At 71.2% G+C, this 21,346-nt stretch carries 20 protein-coding genes; 9 read left to right on the top strand and 11 right to left on the bottom strand.

The window, feature by feature from the left end:
• Positions 1 to 5: 5 nt before the first annotated feature.
• The gene (locus tag IT780_RS29965; protein ID WP_199515156.1) at positions 6 to 614 is read left to right on the top strand and encodes a vWA domain-containing protein; all 609 of its coding nucleotides are present in this window, start codon (positions 6 to 8) and stop codon (positions 612 to 614) included.
• A 1-nt stretch (position 615) separates the two neighbouring features.
• A complete protein-coding gene (locus IT780_RS43260) occupies positions 616 to 4,251 on the top strand; it encodes a CHAT domain-containing protein (RefSeq protein ID WP_199515155.1) in 3,636 nt (1,211 codons plus the stop codon).
• On the opposite strand, the gene IT780_RS29955 is transcribed toward IT780_RS43260, so the two are convergent.
• Both IT780_RS29955 and IT780_RS29950 read right to left on the bottom strand, forming a co-directional pair.
• Positions 4,248 to 4,658: a contact-dependent growth inhibition system immunity protein gene (locus IT780_RS29955; protein ID WP_199515154.1), complete on the bottom strand. Its 411-nt coding sequence runs from the start codon at positions 4,656 to 4,658 to the stop codon at positions 4,248 to 4,250. The genes IT780_RS43260 and IT780_RS29955 overlap by 4 nt on opposite strands.
• A 65-nt stretch (positions 4,659 to 4,723) precedes the next feature.
• Entirely contained in the window at positions 4,724 to 5,809 is a 1,086-nt protein-coding gene (locus IT780_RS29950; protein WP_307831464.1) for an RCC1 domain-containing protein, read from the bottom strand.
• Between the two features lie 690 nt (positions 5,810 to 6,499).
• On the opposite strand from IT780_RS29950, the gene IT780_RS29945 reads away from it, so the two are divergent.
• From IT780_RS29945 to IT780_RS29930, 4 genes are read left to right on the top strand one after another with little or no spacing between them, the layout of a single operon-like run.
• Complete coding sequence (locus IT780_RS29945; protein WP_199515153.1) at positions 6,500 to 6,883, top strand: YbaB/EbfC family nucleoid-associated protein; 384 nt, start codon at positions 6,500 to 6,502, stop codon at positions 6,881 to 6,883.
• The gene (locus IT780_RS29940) at positions 6,880 to 7,209 is read left to right on the top strand and encodes a hypothetical protein (RefSeq protein ID WP_199515152.1); all 330 of its coding nucleotides are present in this window, start codon (positions 6,880 to 6,882) and stop codon (positions 7,207 to 7,209) included. Before IT780_RS29945 ends, IT780_RS29940 begins: the two co-directional genes overlap by 4 nt.
• On the top strand, positions 7,206 to 8,408 hold the full coding sequence (locus IT780_RS29935; protein ID WP_199515151.1) for a WXG100 family type VII secretion target: 1,203 nt from the start codon (positions 7,206 to 7,208) through the stop codon (positions 8,406 to 8,408). Before IT780_RS29940 ends, IT780_RS29935 begins: the two co-directional genes overlap by 4 nt.
• A complete protein-coding gene (locus tag IT780_RS29930) occupies positions 8,405 to 8,668 on the top strand; it encodes a hypothetical protein (RefSeq protein ID WP_199515150.1) in 264 nt (87 codons plus the stop codon). Before IT780_RS29935 ends, IT780_RS29930 begins: the two co-directional genes overlap by 4 nt.
• A 36-nt stretch (positions 8,669 to 8,704) precedes the next feature.
• On the opposite strand, the gene IT780_RS29925 is transcribed toward IT780_RS29930, so the two are convergent.
• The 4 genes from IT780_RS29925 to IT780_RS29910 form a co-directional block, all read right to left on the bottom strand.
• Positions 8,705 to 8,956, bottom strand: coding sequence for a hypothetical protein (locus IT780_RS29925; RefSeq protein ID WP_199515149.1), 252 nt, complete (start codon positions 8,954 to 8,956; stop codon positions 8,705 to 8,707).
• Positions 8,957 to 8,983: 27 nt separating this feature from the next.
• A complete protein-coding gene (locus IT780_RS29920; RefSeq protein WP_199515148.1) occupies positions 8,984 to 10,165 on the bottom strand; it encodes a glycosyltransferase family 2 protein in 1,182 nt (393 codons plus the stop codon).
• A gap of 164 nt (positions 10,166 to 10,329) precedes the next feature.
• On the bottom strand, positions 10,330 to 11,211 hold the full coding sequence (locus IT780_RS29915; protein WP_307831458.1) for a YihY/virulence factor BrkB family protein: 882 nt from the start codon (positions 11,209 to 11,211) through the stop codon (positions 10,330 to 10,332).
• A 47-nt stretch (positions 11,212 to 11,258) separates the two neighbouring features.
• A complete protein-coding gene (locus IT780_RS29910) occupies positions 11,259 to 13,601 on the bottom strand; it encodes a patatin-like protein (protein ID WP_199515147.1) in 2,343 nt (780 codons plus the stop codon).
• Between the two features lie 179 nt (positions 13,602 to 13,780).
• Here IT780_RS29910 and IT780_RS29905 point away from each other — a divergent pair, with 179 nt between their 5' ends.
• Positions 13,781 to 15,982 (top strand): carbohydrate-binding protein, encoded by a 2,202-nt coding sequence (locus IT780_RS29905; protein ID WP_199515146.1) that lies wholly within the window; start codon positions 13,781 to 13,783, stop codon positions 15,980 to 15,982.
• Positions 15,983 to 16,044: 62 nt separating this feature from the next.
• On the opposite strand, the gene IT780_RS29900 is transcribed toward IT780_RS29905, so the two are convergent.
• The 3 genes from IT780_RS29900 to IT780_RS29890 are packed head-to-tail and all read right to left on the bottom strand — an operon-like array spanning position 16,045 to position 17,596.
• Positions 16,045 to 16,206, bottom strand: a complete 162-nt coding sequence (locus tag IT780_RS29900) for a hypothetical protein (protein ID WP_199515145.1) — start codon at positions 16,204 to 16,206, stop codon at positions 16,045 to 16,047.
• Entirely contained in the window at positions 16,206 to 17,315 is a 1,110-nt protein-coding gene (locus IT780_RS29895; RefSeq protein WP_199515144.1) for a helix-turn-helix transcriptional regulator, read from the bottom strand. The genes IT780_RS29900 and IT780_RS29895 overlap by 1 nt, the downstream gene beginning before the upstream one ends.
• Positions 17,316 to 17,323: 8 nt before the next feature.
• The gene (locus IT780_RS29890) at positions 17,324 to 17,596 is read right to left on the bottom strand and encodes a helix-turn-helix domain-containing protein (RefSeq protein WP_233413733.1); all 273 of its coding nucleotides are present in this window, start codon (positions 17,594 to 17,596) and stop codon (positions 17,324 to 17,326) included.
• Between the two features lie 380 nt (positions 17,597 to 17,976).
• Here IT780_RS29890 and IT780_RS29885 point away from each other — a divergent pair, with 380 nt between their 5' ends.
• On the top strand, positions 17,977 to 18,786 hold the full coding sequence (locus IT780_RS29885) for a M15 family metallopeptidase (RefSeq protein ID WP_199515143.1): 810 nt from the start codon (positions 17,977 to 17,979) through the stop codon (positions 18,784 to 18,786).
• Between the two features lie 3 nt (positions 18,787 to 18,789).
• On the opposite strand, the gene IT780_RS29880 is transcribed toward IT780_RS29885, so the two are convergent.
• On the bottom strand, positions 18,790 to 19,758 hold the full coding sequence (locus IT780_RS29880; protein ID WP_199515142.1) for an aldo/keto reductase: 969 nt from the start codon (positions 19,756 to 19,758) through the stop codon (positions 18,790 to 18,792).
• A 78-nt stretch (positions 19,759 to 19,836) separates the two neighbouring features.
• Between IT780_RS29880 and IT780_RS29875 the strand changes: the two genes are divergently transcribed.
• The gene (locus IT780_RS29875; RefSeq protein WP_199515141.1) at positions 19,837 to 20,745 is read left to right on the top strand and encodes a LysR family transcriptional regulator; all 909 of its coding nucleotides are present in this window, start codon (positions 19,837 to 19,839) and stop codon (positions 20,743 to 20,745) included.
• Here the strand turns inward: IT780_RS29875 and IT780_RS29870 are convergent.
• The gene (locus tag IT780_RS29870) at positions 20,696 to 21,283 is read right to left on the bottom strand and encodes a class I SAM-dependent methyltransferase (RefSeq protein WP_199515140.1); all 588 of its coding nucleotides are present in this window, start codon (positions 21,281 to 21,283) and stop codon (positions 20,696 to 20,698) included. The two genes, IT780_RS29875 and IT780_RS29870, sit on opposite strands and share 50 nt — an antisense overlap.
• Positions 21,284 to 21,346: the final 63 nt, after the last annotated feature.

The following is a 21,346-nucleotide window of genomic DNA, read 5'->3' as shown; positions in this document are numbered from 1 at the left end:
TTGTCGTGAGCGACTGGATCCGGCGCTCGTTCGACGCCGTGGGCGTCACGCAGTACAAGCCGGGCAAGCACCTGGCGGCCCTGCAGGAGCCGCATCTCGGCAAGGTCATCCTGTGCATCGACGTGAGCAGCTCGATGTCCGGCACGCCGCTGAAGGAGGCGGTCCGTGGCGCCCGCGAGTTCGTCGCGCAGGCCGTGGACGCCCGCTACCGGGTCGGCCTGATCCTGTGGAACAGCTCCATCGCGAGGTCGGTCCCGCTGTCGGCCGATCCGGGCCCGGTCCTGGCCGGTTTGGACCGGGCATACCCCTCGGGCGGCACGAACGTCACGCCGACGCTGCGGGCCGGGATCACCGCGCTCGGCTCCCTGACCGGCGACCGGGTGCTGGCGGTGTTCGGCGACGGCGACATCGGGCCGGTGGCCGCCGCCGTGGCGGCCGCGCGGGAGGCGGCGGCGCTCGGCATCCGCATCATCGTGCGGGGACTCGGCAGCCACGCCGCCGCGTCGCTGGCCCAGATCGCGACCGAGGGACTGGAGGTTGCGGAGATCACCGGCAGCGGGTCGATCGCCTCGGGCATCGCCGGCATGGCGACGTCGCTGCGGATGCGGTCCTGAGGTGGACGCCTCAGCCGAAGGGTACGACGGCGACGCGATCGAGGACTACGACGCCGCGATCGCCTGGGGCACCCGGCTCCGGGCCGACCCGGAGACCCGGGAGCTGGGCGTGGTCCGGCTCGCGGATCTCTTCTGGGACAGGTCCTGGGTCATCCGGTACGGCGACGACGACGTGGACGCGGCCGAGGACCTGAACCGGCTGATCGGTCTGCTCGCCGAGCTCGAGGACGAGCGGAACGGCCCGATCGTCTCCCGGTATCTGCGGATGCTGCACGGCATGGCGCTGGCCGAACGGGCGGAGCTGGGCGACGGGGACGTCGATGCGGTGATCGCCCAGCTGGAGCCCGCGCTCGAGGAGCTGATCCGGCTCCCGGACGGCGAATACCGGACGGAGATCGGCGACAACCGGCTCGCCCTGGCGGCACATTCGCTGGCCGAGGCGTACCGGCGGCGAGGCGAGCTGGACCGGGCCGTGGCCGTGCTGGAACGCGCGCTCGCCGACCACGCGACCGGCCTGCTGCGGACGTTCGTGTCCAGCAGCCTCGCGGCGACCCGGCAGGAGCGATGGCACGACCGGATGGCTGCCGGCGATGACGTCGCGGCTGCCGCCGAGCTGAAGGCCGGCATCGCGGTCTGCGAGGCCGACGGGGCCGACGATCCGTGGTTGCTTGCGCTGCACGGCGAGTTGCTGACCGCGCGCGCCGAACAAGACCGGTCCGATGTGGACGCCGAGCAGGCGGCCGGGCTGCTCGACCGGGCTGCCGAGTTGATGGCCGACGCGCCGGACGGGTGGCGGTTCTGGCGCTCGGCCGCCACCGCGCACCGCCTCCGCCCTCAGGAGCCGGGCGAGCTGGAGACGGCTGCCCATCGCATCGAGAGGGCGCTGACGTACGTGCTGCCCGACGACGACCGCTTGACGATGCACGCCGACCTCGTGGCCATCGCCCATGAGCGGACCACGCCGGACCTGCGGAACGCGCTGGAGGCCGGGATCCGTGCGTGGGACACGGCCACGGACGCCGATCCGGGGCTGCGCGCGGCGGTTGCGCTGCTTCTCGCGTACGGATACTTCGCGGCCGTCGCCGCCGACCTGGGTGACGTGGACACGGCCGGCATCCGGCGGCTCCTCGACGCCGCCGCCGACCGGCCCGGCGCCGACGACGAGTGGCGGGCGCTGGTCGACTACGGCACCGGCGTGCTCGAGCACTACGAGGACATGCTCGACCCGAGACGGCCCGGAGACGGCGGCCTGCGCCGGCTGGCCCGGGCGGCGGCGTTCCAGCAGCCCGACGCCGACTTCGCGCAACGCCTCCGGCTGACGCTGGCGCTGGCCGGCCAGGCGGACGCGAGCAGGACCGGCGACCGGCGCACCGCCGAGGCGGCCCGGCAGCAGGCCGATCCGGGCCGTCCGCTGCCGGAGCGACCGGCACCGGCGGCCCAGGAGCCGGTGAGCGCGGCCGATGTACACGTCGTCGAGGTCTACTCCCGGCTGATGGAGCAGATGCAGGCCAACGACATGATCGCGGTGGTCGCCACCGCCCGGGAGGCGCTGCCGGTCCTGGAGGCATCGGACCCGGCCGGGCCGGAAGTGGCGTTCCGGGACATGGTCCGCGCTCTCGCCGCCCTCGGAGATCTCCACGGGTCGGCACCCCTGGACATACCGGCCGTCGACCGGAGCGGGGGCATGGGCGCCGTCGTGCAGTACGCCGGCGCGATGATGACGGCCACCGCCGCGCTCGGGCAGGCCATGTATCGCAACGATCTGCCCCGGATGCGCGAGATCGCCACGACGGTGGAGCAGCTCATCGCGTCCGTACCGAACGACGACGGGCAGGTGCGGCTCGGCGCCGCAGCCCTCGCGGGACAGGCGCATCTGGAGATCGCCGTCCGGGCACCGGAGGCCACGTACCACGCGCGGCGGGCAGCCGACTGGTTCGGGCAGGCGCTCGACCACGCCGGCGGGGTGGGGCACCAGATGTGGTCCCGGCTGGCCATGGGCCGCGCCGACGCGCTGCGCCGCACCGGTGGCGACCACGCGGCCGGCCGGGCCCACGGCATGTCGGCGCTGCAGGGCCACGCCTGGCAGGTCTTCGCCCAGGCCGGTACGGACCACTCCATCGCGTCGGCCAAGCAGGCGGCGGCCGATGCGCGGAAGGTGGCCGGCTGGTGCCTGGCCGACCGGCGCCGCGACCCGGCCGCGCTCGATCAGCTGATCGCCGCCCTCGACGCCGGCCGGGGCCTGGTGCTGCGCGCGACCACGACCGCGCGGGCGATCGCCGAGCAGCTGATCCGCGCCGGCCACGCCGAACTCGCGGCCGAGTGGACCGAGACGGCCGGGCAGGGCCACGACATGGTCACCGGGCTCGGTATGGCCGCCGGCTCCGGATCGCAGGGCACCGAGGTTCCCGACGACCTGCGGCTGCGGGTGCTGCGCGCGCTCGGCGGCGAGCAGGTGCTCGGGTACGAGTCGATCACCGCCCGGGAGATCCGCGCGGCGCTGCGCGCGACCGGCACCCAGGCCCTGGTGTACCTGCTGAGCGCCGAGAACGGCCGGGAGGGCGCCGCGGTCGTCGTGCCGGCCGGCGGCCCGCCCATCGTGATCACGCTGCCGCGCCTCGAGACGGGCCCGGACTCGCCCGTGCGGTGGTACGTCCGTACGCAGCCGCACACCACCCCGGCCCGCACCGTCCCGACCGGCCCGGACCGAGGCCCGGAGGATCGCGATCTCGGGCCGGTCGCCGACGTCACCGATCCCGGCCGCGGCCTGGACGAGCTCTGCGCGTGGGCCGGGGACGCGGCGATGAGCACCGTGCTGCGGGTCGTGCCCGGTGGTCCCGATCGCCGCCTGGTGCTGGTGCCCATGGGAATGCTCGCCCTGGTCCCCTGGCATGCGGCCTTCGACGGTACGCAGTCCCCACGCCGCTACGCAGCCGAGCAGGCCGTCATCTCGTACAGCCCCTCCGCGCGCGCGTTCTGCACCGCCGCGACCCGACCGCGTACGCCCATCGCCTCGGCCCTGATCGTGGGCGACCCGACCGGCGACCTCCCGCACGCGGGCGCCGAGGCCCAGGCCATCCGCGACCGCTTCTACCCCGCCGGCGCGACGGCCCACACCCCGGACGAGGTCCTCCACTGGGTCACCACCCACCCGGCCGGAGGCGCCGTCCTGCACTTCGCCTGCCACGGCGCCGTGGACCCACGCCTGCCCGCCGACGCCCACCTCGTCCTGGGCGGGCACGCCGGCCTCACCGTGCGTACGCTGCTGGAAACCTCGCAGAGCGCCGAGCTGGACGTCCAAGAGGTCTTCCTCGCGGCCTGCACCACCGGCGTCACGGGCAACGACCACGACGAGGTCCTGAGCCTCGCCACGTCCTTCCTGGCGGCCGGAGCCCACACGGTCATCGGCTCCCTCTGGCCCGTCCCCGACGACGCGACGTCCCTGCTGATGTTCAAGGTGCACGAGCACCTGCGGGTCACCGGCTGCCCACCCGCGGACGCTCTGCACCGCGCCCAGCTATGGATGCTCGACCGGGACCGCGACGTCACGGGCATCCCGCCGGACCTGCTCGGGGACTACCGGCCGGGGATGGCGTTCCCGCTGACGTCATGGGCCGGCTTCACCCACATCGGACGCTAGCGACGCAGAAACTCGGCGGCTCGCGAGTACAGCACGTCGAAGGTCTCGTCCGGATCGAGCGCCTCGGCCACCGCACGCACCCGCGCCAGCTGATCCTCGTGCGCCTGCCAGTAGGACTCCGGCACGCGCCGCATCAACGCGTCGAGCAGATCACCCGGATAGAAGTCGCCCTCGGCCAGCGGATCCCGTTCGACAAGGTCGAGTGCCAAGGGTACGAGCGTGTCCAGCCCGGTCTGCTGCGAGATGAGCAGCCGCAGCCCTTCGACGCCGAGCTCACCGACCGGTCGCTTGTGCAGCGCGTACGCCGTACTGATCAACCGGGTCGCATCAGCCGGCGGGTCGCCCCAACGATCGTCCTCGATCTCCTCGATCTCCTCGAGCGACCGGCTGTCATCAGGTTCGGACACGTTCCCCATCGAAGCATGCCGTGAATCCGGGGCCGTCCCGCTCGGACGGCCCCGGATCCCGGTTCTCAACTGGGCAGCGTCACCTGCTGCGGGGACGTCCGCTGGGTGGTGGTGCCGTCGCCGAGCTGGGCGTTGGCGTTGTTGCCCCAGCACCACAGGCTGCCGCCCGTACGGAACCCGCAGTTGTGGTAGCCGACCGCGTTGTCGTTCGTCCAGGTCGTGTCTGTGCCGATGCGGACCGGAGCGTACCGGTGGGTCGTCGTGCCGTCGGCCAGCTGACCCGCGGTGTTGTTCCCCCAGCACCACAGGCTGCCGTCGGTACGGAGCCCGCAGGTGGTGTCGAAGCCGGCGTTGACGCTCGCCCACGACGTGGCGTCGCCGACCCGGACCGGCGAGGGCTGCTGGCCGCCGGTGACGCCGAGCTGGCCGTAGCCGTTCTCACCCCAGCACCACAGCGTGCCGTCGGCACGGGAGGCGCAGGAGTACGCGTACCCGGCCGCGACACTGGCCCAGTTGGTCCCGGTGCCGACCTGAGCGGGCGCCGCGCGGTAGGTCAGCGGGGTGCCGAGGCCGAGCTGACCGAACATGTCGTCGCCCCAGCACCAGAGCGTGCCGTCCGTACGGGTCGCGCAGGTGTGCGCATAACCGGCCGAGACGGTCGCCCAGCTGGTCGCCGTACCGATCTGCACCGGCGTACGCGCGTCGGCGGGATCACCGGTCCCCAGCTGCCCGAAACGGTTGTAGCCCCAGCACCACAGCGTTCCATCCGTACGGATCGCGCACGTGTGAGTGTCACCGGCGTTGACCACGGCCCAGTTCGTCGCGGTGCCGACCTGAACGGGGGCGGTCCGGCCGCTGGTGGTGCCGTCGCCGAGCTGACCCCGGTTGTTGCTACCCCAACACCACAACGATCCATCGGTACGCACACCGCACGTGTAACTGGTCCCCGCCTCGACAGCGGCCCAGGAAGCGCTTCCAACGCGTACGGGAGCAGTCCGATTCGTCTTGGTCCCGTCGCCGAGCTGACCGCTGTAATTGCCACCCCAGCAGGACAGAGCCCCCGCACTGCTGACCGCGCACGTGTGCGAATAACCGGCCGCCACGCTGGGCGCCACGGGAGCGGCAACGGCTGCGGAAGCCGGTGCGGCCATGGTCAGGAGCATCCCCACCGACGACACCACGATCGCGAGCAAGCCGCCCGCCGAACGCCGCCTTACCTGTCGACCTCTGAACACGCGCGAACTCCCTCTCTGAAGAACGCCCACGTCCGGTGCGGCGCAGAAGCGTTCAGCTCGCGAGCCCGCACGCCGGCCACAGAGGCACGACGCCTTCGCGTCAAGCCGCCGCCGGACAGCATCCGATCAGGACCTGAGCGTCATCCCGCTGGCTCACCCGCAGCCTATGGGAGCGCTCCCAGACATTCAAGAAGGTCGTTTCATAAGCTCGGCGCGGGTGAGGCTCAAAGCAGCAACCAAGGGGACAACCTCGGCGTTCTCGGTCCATGCCGTCCGCCGCGGCGAGGACCGGTTGCTCGAAGCGGGACCGTCCCCGTCGACCGGCGGGCGCGTCCGAGCGACCCGGCAGATCACCTCGGCAAGCTCGGGCTCGGTCGCCGTCGTCAGCTCCCGCGGCCCATCCCCACCACGCAGTTCGTGGGCGAAGGTCCCTTCGGCCGGCGTGATCAGGGCTGTGGGGTCCGGGCCCCAGATAGCAGTTCCGCCCTTTTCGGGAGATTTCCAAGGCTCAGCGGAGTCGGCCCGGCCAAATGGCAGCCGCACTTGAGGCCGCTCGCCTCGAGGAAGAAGCTCGGTAGCCTGAGGGAGTATCGATGGGAGCGTGGTGTGGACGGGATCGATGCCGCCGAGGAGTGGCTGGACGCTTGGGCCGCGCAGACGAGTGAGCATGCGGCACGCAGTGTCGAACTGTCCCGGCAAGTTGCTGCCCTGACCGGTACGGCGGAGGATCGCGATGGGGCGATCCGGGTAACCGTCGGGTCCACCGGCCAGGTGGAGCGCCTTGAGCTGGACGACCGCGTGCACGAGTTGCCCGGTCCCCGGCTCGCGGAGGAAATTGTGGCGGTGATGCGGCGTGCCCAAGCGGCCCTGTCCAGCCGCGTGAGCCAGGCAGTACAGGACACGGTCGGTGCCGATACGGAAACCGGACGCGCGGTCATCCATTCGTTCGAGACGCGTTTCCCAGTAGTCGAGCGGGAGGAGAACCGATGAGCTCAGGCGTGGACTTCCCAACTGAAGCGGTGCTGCACCATGCCGCCGCCGTGAAGAGTGCACGCGACGACATGGCTCAAGTCCGCGCAGCAGCCGGAGAGGTAGTGATGGACAGCCAGGCGTACGGGCAGCTCTGCCAATTCCTGCCCGCCATCCTGAGTCCGCTCTTCGGCAGCGCGACGGAGGTCATGAACGATGCGGTGGACGCTCTCGGAGAAACCGCGCTGAACCTTCGGAGGACCGCCTCCGAGATGTCGGACACCGACACCGCCGGCGCGCGACGGCTGACCGCAGCCTCGGGCCCAGGCGACGACCTCCCGCTGTGACTGACAACCCACTCGTCGCTCAAGCGCACAGTTCGACCACTTGGTACACCGGGCTGGGCCTGGCCGAGGACGCTGCCCAGATCAGCGACGGCATCCAGAACAACAGCTGGGTGGACGGCACGCTGGGGACTGTCGGCGGCACGCTCGACCTGCTCGGCACGGTCGTCGATCCGCTCGGTTCCCTGGTGGCGTGGGGCGTGGGCTGGCTGATGGAACACGTGCGGCCCTTGAAAGAAGCCCTCGACTGGCTGGCCGGCCAGCCAGTCGAGATCGCCGCCCACGCCGCCACCTGGCGTAACGTCGCTGCCGCAACGACCGCCACGCAGCAGCGCCTTGCGGATGATGTCCGGAAGCACACGGCCGGTTGGGCCGGCGCCTCCGGCGACGCCTACCGCAGCCACGCCGCCCAGCAACTCGACGCGCTAGGCGGCATCGCCAAAGCCTCGGAGGCCATCTCGTACGCCGTCGAAGGTGCTGGCCTCGTCGTCGGCCTGGTACGCGGCATCGTTCGTGACCTCATCGCCCAATTCGTGGCAACCCTTGCCGCCCGCCTGCCGCAGTGGCTGGCGGAAGAGGGACTGACCCTAGGAATCGCCACCCCTGTGGTCGTCGGCCAGGTCGCCACACTGGTCGCCAAGTGGGTGGATCGGATCCAGAGCTTCATCCGTTCGCTACTCAACAGCTTGCGGCGGCTGAACGGCAAGCTCGACGAACTGAACGGCGTCCTCAACATCCTCAGGGACAAGCTCCGTAAGCTGAGCCGCTCCGACCCGACGGAAACCGCGTCTGACGCCGCCTTCTTCAGCAAGAGTCCGGCGAGAAGCAACCGGGATATCTTGGAAAATGGTCCAGGTACCCCGATGAGCATGGACAATGTGCACGATGTGGCAGGGCGGATGAACATCGACCTCGACGACATCGAGGTGGTGATCATCAGCGACCCCGAGGAGATCCGCTATCTCGACCACATGGATGCCGGCGCGTACACCCCCTCTGAGTTGAACGGAACTCAGATCCGCCTCGGCCCGGCCAGCTTCGCCGACGACGAAACCTTGGCGGCTACCATCGCGCACGAACATGTCCACATCCAGCAGCAGTTGGCGGGCGAACATCTCACCCGGCCGCTACGGGAGCTGGAGGACGAAGCGTACGCCAGCGAATTGCCAGCCCTTGAACGGTATAGGACCAACTCGTCATGACTGCAGTGCAGTTCCGTGTGAACGAAGTCTTCGACATCCCCACCCGCGGCGGGTTGATCGCTGTCTGCTCGACCGACAACGGTGAGATCATCGGCGTTCCCCGCTTGCGGGATCATTCGAGTGGCCAGCCGGTTCACGTGCTCGGGGTGGATCGCCCAACTCCGCGGACTCTGCGCACCGGAGAGACGATTCTCGTCATAGACCGGGCGGACGCCGAGTACGTGCAAGTAGGACGGCTATGGACCGTGGAAGGGCAGTGAGCCGGAATAGCTGGCATCCCCGCCCTTGCCACTCGGTCACGCGCCCATGTGGGCGCCGGCCCGGCTCGACCTCACCGGCCGTCCGTTGACCGTCAGGCGGAACTTCGATCCGCGGACCCCCACCGGCACCGGCTCCAGGGCGATCCGCGGCCCGAACTTCGTCAGGGTGATCAGCAGGCCGCCGACCACCGCCATCGCGATACCCACCCACAGCAGGTTGAGAACGGAGAGGGTGACGCCGCCGACGGTGATGCCCGCGCCGGTCTTGGCGAGTGCGTTGGTGTACATAGCGGACAAGGTCCTTCCAGTGGGGTTTCAGGTGGCGGCCCAGCCGCCCTTGTCGCCGCGGACGAAGGCGGCGAGCGCTTTGGCGTAGATGTAGGTCAGGAGGAGGGTGTAGAGCTGTTCCGGGACGAAGGTCGCCGCGTACAGGCGGGCTCGCCAGCCCATGGCCCAGACCGACCACACGCGTTCGGCCAGGAGGATGACCGAGGGCAGGGCCCAGTACCAGCGGAAGTCGACGTCGCCGAAGACGATCAGGGAGACCGCGAGCGCGATCAGGTAGACGGCGGCGACTATTGCCGAGAGGAGGAGGCCTACCTGTTGGCGCCAGTAGGTCCAGCGCATGTGGAAGGGCATCAGGCGGCCGTACTGGACGATGTTCCGCATCGCCCCGAGGTACCAGCGTTCGCGTTGCCCGATGAGTTTCGGGACGGTTTCCATGACGTCGGTCGTGGCCGTCATGCCCTGCGGGGAGAGCACCTGATATCCGCATGCTTGCAAGGCGAGAGTGAGCTCGTTGTCCTCGGTCAGCGAATGGGTGTCGTAGAACTGTTGGCCCTCGGGGAGCAGGGTGCCGGCACGGCGTTGCTGCCGTACGTCGAGCAGGGCCCCGTACGAGAAAAGGGTGCCCGTGCCGGTGAGAACGTGCGCCCGCCCGCCCATGCGTTTAGCGACCTGGCCGTAGCGGTGGTATTCCATGCGCTGCAGGTAGCCGAGCACGGTGTGGCATTCGCGGCCGGTGAAGGTACCGCCGACTCCGCCCACGCCGGCCGTGAGGTGCCGCGCGGCGATGCTCACGAATTCCGGGGACAGGGTCGTGTCGGCGTCCATGACCAGGATCGCCCAGTCCCACGGGTCGTCGAGGTACGGCTCGAGCCGGTCCAGCGCGTAGTTGATCGCGCCGGCCTTCTTGTCGGGGTTGTGGCCCGGGTACGGGATCACGTAGGCGCCGTGCGCGGCCGCGACGTCGGCGGTGTCGTCGGTGCAGTTGTTGGGTACGACGACGATCTGGTCCGGGGGCTGGGTCTGGCGGCGCAGCGACGCGATGGTGTCGGCGATGGCGTCGGCCTCGTTGTAGGCCGGGACGATCGCGACGACCTGCAGCCGCCGCTGCGGCCGGAACCGCCGGGTTCCCTCACCCGTGGCGTGCGAGGCGGTGCGGGGCCGGGGTACGGCATGGCGCGGCGGTGCTTCGGCCGGATGGCTGCCGATCATCGGTTGCCGCCACTCCCTGGGTCGTCACGCATGGGCATACGTCGTTGCGTGAAAGACCGTAAACCTCTTCACCTCTTTCCGGGAACACCCGGGACGGGCCACCCCGCCGGGCCCGAACGGCGAGCCGGGCCGACCGATCGGCCCATCGGACACGAAGCGGCCGATCAATCACCCTCGGCGAGGTCGGCCGGGTCACCGTTGGTGCTCGTCGCTGTCAGCGCGGCGGCGAAGAGAACCATCTGATTGACGGCGTTGAGGAAGACGAGCAGCCCGACCGAGCCGGCGACGAGCTGGTACGTCGGGTTCGCCTCGGTGCGTTCCACGTAGATCCGCCCGAGGGTCTTGAGCAGCTCGAGGCCGACCGCCACCAGCAGCGCCGGCCCGAGGACCCGGCGCCACGGCATCCGTACGCGGGGCAGCCCCGTCAGCATGGCGGCGGCGAGCACCATGTTCACGCCGACGGCCAGCACCACGCCGATCACGCTCAGGATCCACCGGGACGGGGTGGCGCCGGCGTCCGCCGCGTCGACCAGCCGGTCGGCTACCACGGAGGTCAGGTACGCCACCGAGAGCGAGGCCGCCAGCAGGATGCCGAGGCCCACGAGCACCAGCAGATCGATCAGCACCCGGCTGACGAGTTTGCCCGGATACTCTGGCAATCGCCACATTCGCCGGATCGACGAGCGCAGCGCGTCCACCCAGAACCAGCCTGTGACCGGCAACCCGATGAACGCGACGACTCCGGCCGTACCCCGGGCGTTCCGTAGGGTCTGCACGTCGACCTGGGGCAGGTTCTCGGCCACGTACCGTTCCACCGAGCCGAGCACGACCGGGTTGTCGAGCACGAAGCCGAAGATCGAAAAAGCCAGCAGGCCGAGCGAGAAGGCGGCGAAGAACGCGTAGTAGGTCACGGCGGCGGAGAGCCGGCCGCCGTCGGCCTCGTCGTACCGCACGCCGGCCCGCACCAGGTGGTCGAGCCACCCGGCCCGGCGACGCAGCCGGGCCCACGCCCCCGTCACCCATCCCACGAACCGCCGAGCCGTCACGCGGCCAGCAGTACCCGCGGCCCGGCCCTGTTACGCAGCGGATCTGCTCAGCGGGGAGAGGTTTTCCGCAGCTCGGCCGCTACGTTGCTGCGGAGCTCCGACACCCGCTTCAGGTCGGCTTCCGCGGTGAGAACCGCCCGCAGCGCCGTGTCGAGGTGCGGGCCGTGGTGTCCCTGTGTGCCGCTGGGCAGGCCCTCGGCGCCGCTGCGCAGCGTGTTCAGGCAGAGCTCCGCGCCGTCGAGGCGGCCCCACAGGTAGTCGTTCTCGCGGTACTCGGTCTTGAGGAAGCCGCCGAAATGGTGGACGGACACCCCTTTCAACTTCGGTTTGGGTACGCCGGCCAGCCGCCGCGCGTCCAGCGGGCTGAATCGCGTCACGCCGATCGGGGTGAACTGGGGCACCGGCGACAGCGCGATGACCGGGAAGATCAGCGAGTCCCACAGCGGGAAGGCCGCGTACCGGGAGAGCAGCTCGTCGGCGGCGGCGGCGTCCCAGTCGCGGGTCTCCTCGCCGAACGCCGTCCACATCAGCGTCTGGATGTCGGCGACCGCGGCGGACATGCCCTCGTCGTACCCCTTGACCAGCGTGGCGATCCGGTCCTCGAACTCGCTCGCGAAGACGGCGGGGTCGGTGAGGCAGACGGCCTCGGTCATCGACTCCCGGCCGAGGAACTGGGTCGTCTCCGCGGGCAGGCCGGCGACGGTCCGGCGGATCTGGTCGCGGATGCCGCCGATGATCGTCCAGGCCGCCGCCTTGAGCCGGTTGAGCTGCTCCGGTTCGACGCCCGGCGTCCCGTAGAGGTGGTTGATGCCGGCGAGGACGAACTTCAGGCGGCGCAGCCGGTACGGCACGTCGATCCGGTCCAGCAGCGCGATGCGTTCCAGATGGTCCTTCGCCGTCCAGCTCGGCTGCAGCCGGAGCCAGGCGTGGATGACCGCGCGGGCGAACTCGCGGCGGTTCGAGCCGGGCGGGTCCTCGAAGTGGTCGGCGAGGTGATCGGCGATCTCGTCGGCCGCCGCGTCCAGCTTCAGCCGGCAGTACGTGCCGTACGACGGCCCCAGCCGGTCGACGGCCTGCTTGTGCATCGCCTCGGTGAGGTGGCGTACCGCGGCGCGGTCGAGCTTGCGGGGTGCGCCGAGGCCGGCCACGTCGATCGCGTCCATGACCTCGCCGATGTGCTGCAGCGTGATGTCCCCGACCTGCTTGATCTTCAGGTTGAGGTCGCGCAGCTGGGTGAGCTCGCCGAGCACCGGCTGGTGGGAGCGGGCGCCGATCAGGGCGGACTTCAGGTCGGGCAGGAGCCCGCGGCGGCGCGGCGGCCGGGTGGCGTCCTCCGCGGCCGGGACGAGCGCCCCGCCGGGCACGGGTTCGATGTAGACCAGCCGCCGGATGACCTCGGTCTCGGCGGGCATCCTCGCGATGGCGTCGACGGCCAGGTCGAACGGCTGGTTGTTGAGCACGCCACCGTCGGCGAACAGCGCCGAGCCGTCGGGACGCTGCCACCGCAGCCGGGTGAGGACGGTCTCCCGGTCCAGCGTGCGGTCCCTGCCGTCGGCGGCGAGCTCCCCCGCGAAGCTTTCCAGCGAGACGGGGACGAACGCACCGGGGAACGCCGAGGTCGCGCGGGCCGCGAACGCCAGCGCTCCGGTGTCGCCCGGACCGAAGGCGGCGGAACCCTTCTCGTACGCGAAGGTGAGCACCTGCCGGTGGTCCAGGGCGTGCTGGCTCGGCCCTCCCCCGCCGGCCGGTACGAGCACGTCGAAGCCGTCGAGGTCGGTGGCCGTCACCATGAGCCGCAGGTCGTTGCCGTCGGGCACCAGCCGCTCGGTCTCCGGCTCGTCCATGGCGCCGATCGCGTCGTACAGCGAGCGGGACATCTCGTCGCCACGCAGCGGGTACGTGCGGCCGTGGCGCAACGCCAAGCCGGCCAGCACCCGTAGGCCGGCGACCGCCACCTGGGGATGCAGCAGCCCGACTCTCGGCCCGACCAGGAGTTTGCGCAGGTCGCCCTTCTTCATCCAGAGGTCGCGCAGGGCCCTCTGGGAGCCGCCGACGGCGAGGACCTTCGCGAGGCAGACGCCGTTGATGCCGCCTGCCGACGTACCGGAGATGACGTCGATGACGACGGAGACCGGGCGGCCGGCGACGGCCTGGTCCCGCAGCTCCTCGAAGTACGCGTGTTCGCTGCGGTCGCCGGCGTCGAAGGGGTTCGGTGCGTCGGCGACGGCCCTCGGATCGTCCTGATAGGCCCGGTCGAAGGCCCGGGAGGCGATCACCAGGTGGTGGAGTTCCCTGGTCAGGCCGTGCATGTAGATGGCGAGCGACACGCCGCCGGAGCAGACCAGGGCGAGCCGGAGCTGGCGCAGGGGAATCGGCGCCGTGGACGCCATGGCGGGCCTCCCACCATCGAGGGCAGTGATCGTCCTCATGGTGTCGCGGCGGCGGGCGCGGTGAGGGCTTTTGCCGCAACTCCGACACCGGGCAGGGGCTAAATTTCCGCCTTGACTTAAGTGTCGCCGGAAGTCAGGCTCCTCTCATGTCGGCACTCGTCGATCTTTAAGGAGCTCCCGTGAGGCGATCCCTGACCGCGGCCCTGGCGGCCGCGTCCACGGCCGCGGCGGCCGTTCTAGGTCTGCCCGTATCCGCCGCCGCGACGCACCGGGGCAGCCCGGTCACCGGCACCTACTCCACCGGCGCCGCGGCGGCCTGGCAGCCGCTGCCCACCGTCCGCTACGGCGCGGACGACGGCACCACCACCGACGCCACCGTCGTCGCGGACCCGAGCCAGGCGCGTCAGCGGTACGCCGGCATCGGCTTCTCCCTCGACGAGACCAGCGTCTCCAACCTGTGGAAGCTCACGCCGGCCAAGCGCGAGGAGGCCGTACGCCTGCTCGTCGACCCGAGGCACGGCGCCGGCTTCGACCGCTTCCGGCTCACCATCGGCAGCCCCGACCTCATCGAGCACCTGCCGTTCTGGTCGTACGACGAGCTGCCCGCCGGGGTGACCGAGGACTTCGGGCTCAAGCACTTCTCCATCCAGCGCGACATCGACCTGCACATCGTCGACACCGTCAAGCTGATCCAGCGCTACAACCCGCGCGCGACGTTCTTCGCCTCCGCGTGGAGCGCGCCCGCCTGGATGAAGACCAACAACCGGTTCACCGGCGAGGTGGCGCTGCTCCCGGGCAGCACAAGCGCCTACTACCAGGTCGGCAAGCTGCGGGACGACTGCATCGACGTGTTCGCGCGGTACTACGTGAAGTATCTGCAGGCGTACGCCCGGCAGGGCATCCGGATCGACGCGCTCACGCTGCTCAACGAGCCCGGGATGGACGTGGTCTACCCGGCCATGGACATCAGCGTCGCGCAGCAGCAGAAGCTCGCCGTGGCGATCAAACGGAAGCTGGCCGCCGCCCGGCTGCGGACCGGCCTCTACGTGCACGACTTCAACTTCTGGGACTGGCGCGACCCGAACAGCACCGAGACCAAGAACTACTACCGGATCTTCGACGACGCGAAGGCGCTCAAGGCGGCCGACGGGATCGCGTTCCACCCGTACTGGGGTGACCCCACGGTCATGCGCGACGCGTACGAGCAGTACGGCAAGCCGGTGCACATGACCGAGACGAGCGACCTGAACCCCGCGACGATCCTGAGCTACTTCCGGCTCGACGCGAGCTCGTACGTGATGTGGGCGCAGACCACCGACCAGGACGGCGGGACGCTGCACTGGACCGACAAGCGCGACAACAACGTCGACTGGGACGAGATCGGCCGCACCACCAAGTGGCCGAACCGACTGGTCAAGGTGGACACCGCCACGCGCGACTTCAGCGTCCGGGACGAGCTTTACGCGATGGGCCAGTTCGCGAGATACCTCACCCCTGATCACGTACGCGTGGAGTCGAGCGCGACCGCCAACGGCATCAGCAACGTCGTCTACCGCGACCACGACGACTACGTGGCGGTCCTGGGCAACGGCAACACCAAGGATTCGACGGTACGGGTGGAGCTCGCCGGGAAGTCGTTCGTGGCGAAGGTGCCGGCCGGCTCGTACGCCACGTACCGCTGGACGGCGCACGTGCCGCCGAAGCGCAACCACGCCCCCGTGCTGCGCGACGTGCCCGCCGTGACCGCGGACCAGTACGGCACCACCCGGGTGCAGCTCACCGCCACCGACCGTGATCGGGACAAGCTCGCCTACTACGCGGTCGACCTGCCCGAGGGCGTCACGATCGACGCGCGTACGGGCCTGGTGACGATCAGCCCGACCGCCCCCGGCACGCAGGACCTGACGTTCTACGCGACCGACGGCCGCGCCCGCGACGAGGTGACCGTGCACGTGACCGTGATGCCGCACGGCGCGCCGATCGGAGCGAAGGTGGAGGCGGAGGCGTACGCGGCCCAGCACGGCTGGACCGACGGCGGCCCGAACTTCATCGAGAGCAACGCGTCGGCCAGCGGCGGGAAGAACGTCGGCTGGACGGCGCCGGGGAACTGGCTGTCGTACCGGGTGGACGTGGCGCAGGCCGGCACGTACGACCTGGAGCTGCGGGTCGCCAACGGTACGGGCGCGGTCGCGGCGGACGCGGTGTCCTTCCGGGACGCCCAAGGGGCCGTGCTGGCGAAGGTGTCCGTGCCCGACACCGGCGGCTGGGGCGCGTACCAGTCGGTGCACGCGACCGTCACCCTGCCCGCGGGCGACCAGCTCGTGACCGTGTACTGCGAGACCGGCGGCTTCAACCTGGACTACCTGCGGCTCACCGCCTGACACGCCGGACGGCTCGGGCGACCGTTGTCGTACGGTCTCCCGAGCCGTCCTGTCCCCGGCGCCTACGTGCAGGTGACGCAGGTGCCACCCGGGCGGTCGATGATGGAGCCGGCGACGACCGATTGTCGGTCGCCCGAGGTGGCGCCGGCGCTCAGGGACGCGCCGACGGTGAGCGTCAGCCCGGCCAGGACGGCGAGGACGACGGCGAGCAGTCTCCAGGACATCAGGACTCCAGATCGCTTGTTTCATCGGGTTGGAACGCCAGGGACGGCGGTGCGGCGACACGTAACGCACCGAGCGCCAGTCCTAATTGGAACCTGTTCTCCACGCCGAGACGGTCCATCATCGTACGCATGATCCCGGTGACCGAGCGGGTGCTGATCCGCAGCCGCTCGGCCGCCGTCTGGTCGGTGTGACCGGCGGCCAGCAGCGTGATCAGGGTGCGCTCACGGTCGGACAGCTCGATCGGCGCCACCCACCGCTGCGGGGCCACCGCGGCCCGCCAGTGCCGGTCGAAGAGCGCGAGCAGCGCCTGCAGGACCGGCGGGCGCGAAACCTCGAGGTAGCCGCGTTCGAGGTCTTCCGGGTCGGCCGGCAGCAGCGCCGTCCGGCGGTCGATCACCATCAGCCGCAGCGGCACCTCGGCCGCCTCCCGCCGCTGGTACGACGTCCCGTTGACGAGGTGGCCGCTCACGTCCAGCGTGTCGCCGTCCGCGGGCGGCATGCCGAGGAAGCGCAGCTGCACGCCGCGTTCGAACAGCGCGGTGTCCATCGGCGCCGCGGCCCGGGCCGACACGGCGTCGACAACCTGGACGTTGCTCATCGACAGGAACTCGTGGATCGGCGGCGCGATGAGCTCACTCACGCGGCGGCTGGCGTCTTCCCGCGTCGGCAGGTAGAGCATGTCCTCCGCGAATCCACCCGGCAGGCCGGGGACGATCCCCATCGGCAGGGCCGGCGCGACACTCGTCCGCAGGGACCGTACGACGCCGTGGTGCTGGGTGGTCGTCGCGTGCCGGTCGACGAGCCGCATCCGGCGTGAGCGGAGCATCGAGACCACGGCGTCCGGACGGCGGGCGGTCCAGATGCGGGTCGTCGTACGGGAATCGTCGGTGGACACCACCGCGCCGGACTCGAGCAGCTCGGCCAGCGCATCCGCCGTGCGCCGGCCGGCCAGGCCCAGCTCGGCGGCGAGGGCCCGCTGGGTGCGCGGACCGAACGTCACGAGAGTGCGGAAGACAAGGTCCGCGTCACTGGAGAGACCCCAGCGGACCAGGGAGGGCACAGCGGCGCCGACAGGCAGCGGTGAGCTCGTCACTCCATCGATTGTCATCTCACAAGTCAACCGTCGCTTCCCACGGACGGCCCCGGAACGTTGGCCTTGCGGAGGAAGCCCAGCGCGAGCCCGAGCTGGAAGCGGTTGTCCACCCCGAGCCGGTCCATCAGGCTGCGCAGGATGTTGGTCACCGAGCGGGCGCTGATGCCGAGCTGCTCGGCCGCGGAGACGTCGGTGTGCCCCTGTGCCAGCAAGGCCACCAGCTCGCGCTCGCGGTCGGACAGGGTGATCTTCGGCAAAACAGATGCTCCGTTCCGGCGGTCCGTCACGTCGCGCATGGAACCACAGCGCTTGCGCGCCGGTCCAGGGCAAGGCGGATTCGTCCGATCCGGTTGCGCAAAACCGCAACGGCGCGCTTGCGGGATCCCGCAAATGTGCCGGGCGGCAAGCGTTCTCCGTTGACCGGTCGGCCGACGGTCAGCAAGGTGGCAGACACGGGGCGCGAAGGTCTCGTACGCCGCCGCCACGGACGTACGGGGCCGCCGGTGCACCGCCCCGCGGCAGGGCGCCGAGGCCGAACCGGCCGCGGCCGCCCGCCGGCGAGACCACGGGCCGGCTCCGACGTTCGGACGGGGGACGTCGGAACCGGCCCACCGGCGCGGGTCCTCTTTCGCCAAACCCGCTCATGATCATGGTGTCTCGGGGCGTAATAGGGACGATGAAGACGTTCCTCGCCCTTGTCGCCGCCCTGTCCGTGCTGCTGAGCTCCGGCGTGCCCGCCGCGGCCGCCCCGGCCTCCCCCGCGTCGACGGCACCGCCGTACCACGTGGTCCGCCCCGGGCAGACGATCAAGAAGATCGCCGCGGCGTACGGTGTGCGGCCCGCCCAGCTGCGCGCCTGGAACGGCATCGTCAAACCCAACCAGCCCACCCCCGACGGCGTGCTCAACGTCGCGAAGCCGACCACGCCCCTCACCGGCTGGCGCACCTACGTGGAGCAGGTCACCCCCGCGGCGGTCAACTGGAACCCGGCCGCGAAATGCCCGGTTCCCCCCGCCGACCTGCGCAAGGTCTGGGTCACGTACATCGACTTCTACGGCGTCTCCCGCTCCGGCAGCATCGTCGTCCACAAGAGCATCGCCGCCCGCACCCAGCGCGCCTTCCTCGCGCTCTACCGCATGCGCTTCCGCCTGCAGGGCATGAGCCCGATGTCGGTCAACGCACCCTGGATCACGGACATGGGCACGGTCACGGCGGGCTACACCTGCCGCACGGTGGCCGGCAGCAGAACGCTGTCCCAGCACGCGTACGGCTTCGCCATCGACGTCAACCCGGTCCAGAACCCGATGATCCGCGGCACCTACCTCGACCCGGGCAACGGCCGCGACTTCGTGTCCAGGGCGCCGTACCGGCGCGGCATGATGCACGCGGCGGGGGCGGTACGCGCATTCACCAGCAACGGCTTCCACTGGGGCGGGCGCTGGAACACCCTCAAGGACTACATGCACTTCAGCACGACGAACAGGTGAGGCTCAGCGCGTCCGCGTGACTCCGTGCGCGGCGAAGGAGCGGCGGTCGCCGCGCCAGGCTTCGCGGGGGGCTGCCTCGGTCAGCTCGGCCAGGTCGGTGGCGGTGAGGCGTACGCCCGCCGCTGCCGCGTTCTGGTCGATGCGGGCCGGGTCCCGCGTGCCCGGGATCGGCACCACGTCCGGCCCCTGGGCGAGCAGCCACGCGAGCGCCAGCTGACCCGCGGTCAGCTCGCGACGGGCGGCGATCTTGGCGACCGCGTCCACCAGCGCGAGATTGCCGGTCAGGTTGTCCGCGTGGAAACGCCCGTCGCCGGAGCGGAAGTCCCCTTCGGTGGGTGCCGGCCGCGTGCCGGTGAGCAGTCCGCGCCCGAGCGGGCTGTACGGCACCAGCCCCGCCCCCGCCCGCCGCGCCGCCGGTACGACGTCGTCCTCGGGTTCGCGCCAGGCCAGCGACCATTCGAACTGCACCGCGGCGATGGGGTGGACCGCCGCCGCGGAGGCGATCTGGCCGGGGCTCGCCTCGGACAGGCCGAGGTGGCGGACCTTGCCCGCCGTGACCAGCTCACCCATGGCGCCGACGGTGTCCGCGACCGGCACCTCCGGGTCGACGCGGTGCAGGTAGTACAGGTCGATCGTGTCCACGCCGAGGCGGCGCAGGGAGGCTTCGCAGTAGCCGCGGACCCGCTCGGGCCGGCCGTCGACGCGTACGCCGTCCGGGCCGCGCACGATGCCGAACTTGGTGGCGAGCACGACCCGGTCCCGGCGCCCCTGGACGGCCCGGCCGACCAGCGTCTCGTTGTGTCCCTGGCCGTAGCTCATCGCCGTGTCCAGGAGGGTCACGCCGAGGTCCACGGCGCGCCGGATCGCCGTGATCGACCGTTCGTCGTCGGCCGGGCCGTACCCCTGGGAGAAACCCATGCAGCCGAGGCCGAGCGCCGAGACCGTCAGTGCGCCGAGCTGTCGTTCGTCCATGTCGCCAGCCTGGCGGGCGGCGAGCCATCGGTCCAACAGCGATTTGCGCTGGCATTCATCGCTGTCCACGATGAATCGATGGAGCTGCGCCAGCTGACGTATTTCGAGGCGGTGGCCCGCCACGGCGGGTTCACACGGGCCGCCGAGCGGCTGCGCGTCGCCCAATCGGCCGTGTCGGCCCAGGTCCGGGCCCTGGAGGCGGAGGTCGGCGTCGCGCTCTTCGCGCGGACGACGCGGCGGGTGGTGCTCACCGAGGCGGGCGAGGTTCTGCTGCCTCGCGTACGCCGGGTGCTGGGTGAACTGGACGAGGCGCGGGAGGAGCTGGCCGGCCTCGCCGCGGTGGTGAGCGGCCGGGTGGCGCTCGGGGCGACCGCGGTGCTGGGGACGTACGACCTGCCCGGCGCCCTGGCCGCGTTCCACCGGCGGTTCCCGGGCGTGCGGCTCACGCTGCGCACCGGGCTGATCGCCGAGCTGCTGACGCTGCTGGACGCCGGTGACGTCGACCTCGTGGTGGGCCCGGTCCACGACGACCTCGCCGCCCGGTACGTGTCGCGGCGGCTCGTCGGCGAGGAGGTGGTGCTCGTCGTCCCGCCCGGCAGCCGTCTCGGCGCGGGTCCCGTACGCCTGGCCGACGCCCGCGACGAGCCGTTCGTCTGCCTCCCCGCCGGCAGCGGCCTGCGGGCGATCCTCGACCGGGCGGCCGCGGACGCCGGTTTCGCGGCCCGGGTGCCGTTCGAGACGCACAGCGCGGCGAGCATCCGCGAGCTGGTCTCCGCCGGGCTCGGGGTGGCGCTGCTCGCCGCGTCGGCGGCCCGTACGCCCGGCCCTCCGGTCGCGGTCGTGGCGCTCGACCCGGCGCCGGCGCACCCGCCGATCGGGGTGATCCACCAGCGGGACCGGCGGCCGGGCGCGGCGGCCCGGGCCTGCCGTCAGGCGCTCATCGCCGCGGCCGCAGCAGCGCGACCAGGAACTCGGCGTCGTCGGTGAACGGGCGCAGGTCCCACGACGAGAGCAGCAGGTCCGGCTCCAGCCCGGCGGTCGCCGCGTCGGCGAGGAAGTCGGCGAAGTCGTAGTCGCGGCCGGCGCCGAAGCCGACCACCAGGCGGGCGCCCTCGGCGAGGTGGGCGCGCAGGCGGCGCAGGATCTCGACGCGGGTGCCCGGGGCCACGAAGGTCATGACGTTGCCGGCGCAGACGATGACGTCGAAGCGGTCCGGCAGGTCCAGCTCGGCGAGGTCGCCCTGCAGCCAGCGGGGGCCCGGGTGGTCCTCCTCGGCCGCCGCGATCAGGTGCGGGTCCAGGTCGACGCCGGTGACGTCGTGGCCGGCGGCGGCGAGGAAGGCGCCGACGCGGCCGGTGCCGCAGCCCGCATCGAGAACCCGGGAGCCGCGCGGCACCATGGTGTCGACCAGGCGGGCCTCGCCGGCCAGGTCGGCGCCCTCGCGGGCCAGCTTCCGGAAACGCTCGACGTACCACGCCGAGTGGCCGGGGTTCTCAGCGATCTTCTGCAGCCAGAGGTTGTCCACGTCCGCAACGGTGCCAGACGCGCAGCGGCCCGGCCCCACCAGGGACCGGGCCTTCACCTGCGG

This window comes from Nucisporomicrobium flavum (assembly GCF_016464385.1).
Lineage (GTDB): Bacteria > Actinomycetota > Actinomycetes > Mycobacteriales > Micromonosporaceae > Actinoplanes > Actinoplanes flavus_A.
This window is presented reverse-complemented; position numbering and strand designations above follow the sequence as displayed.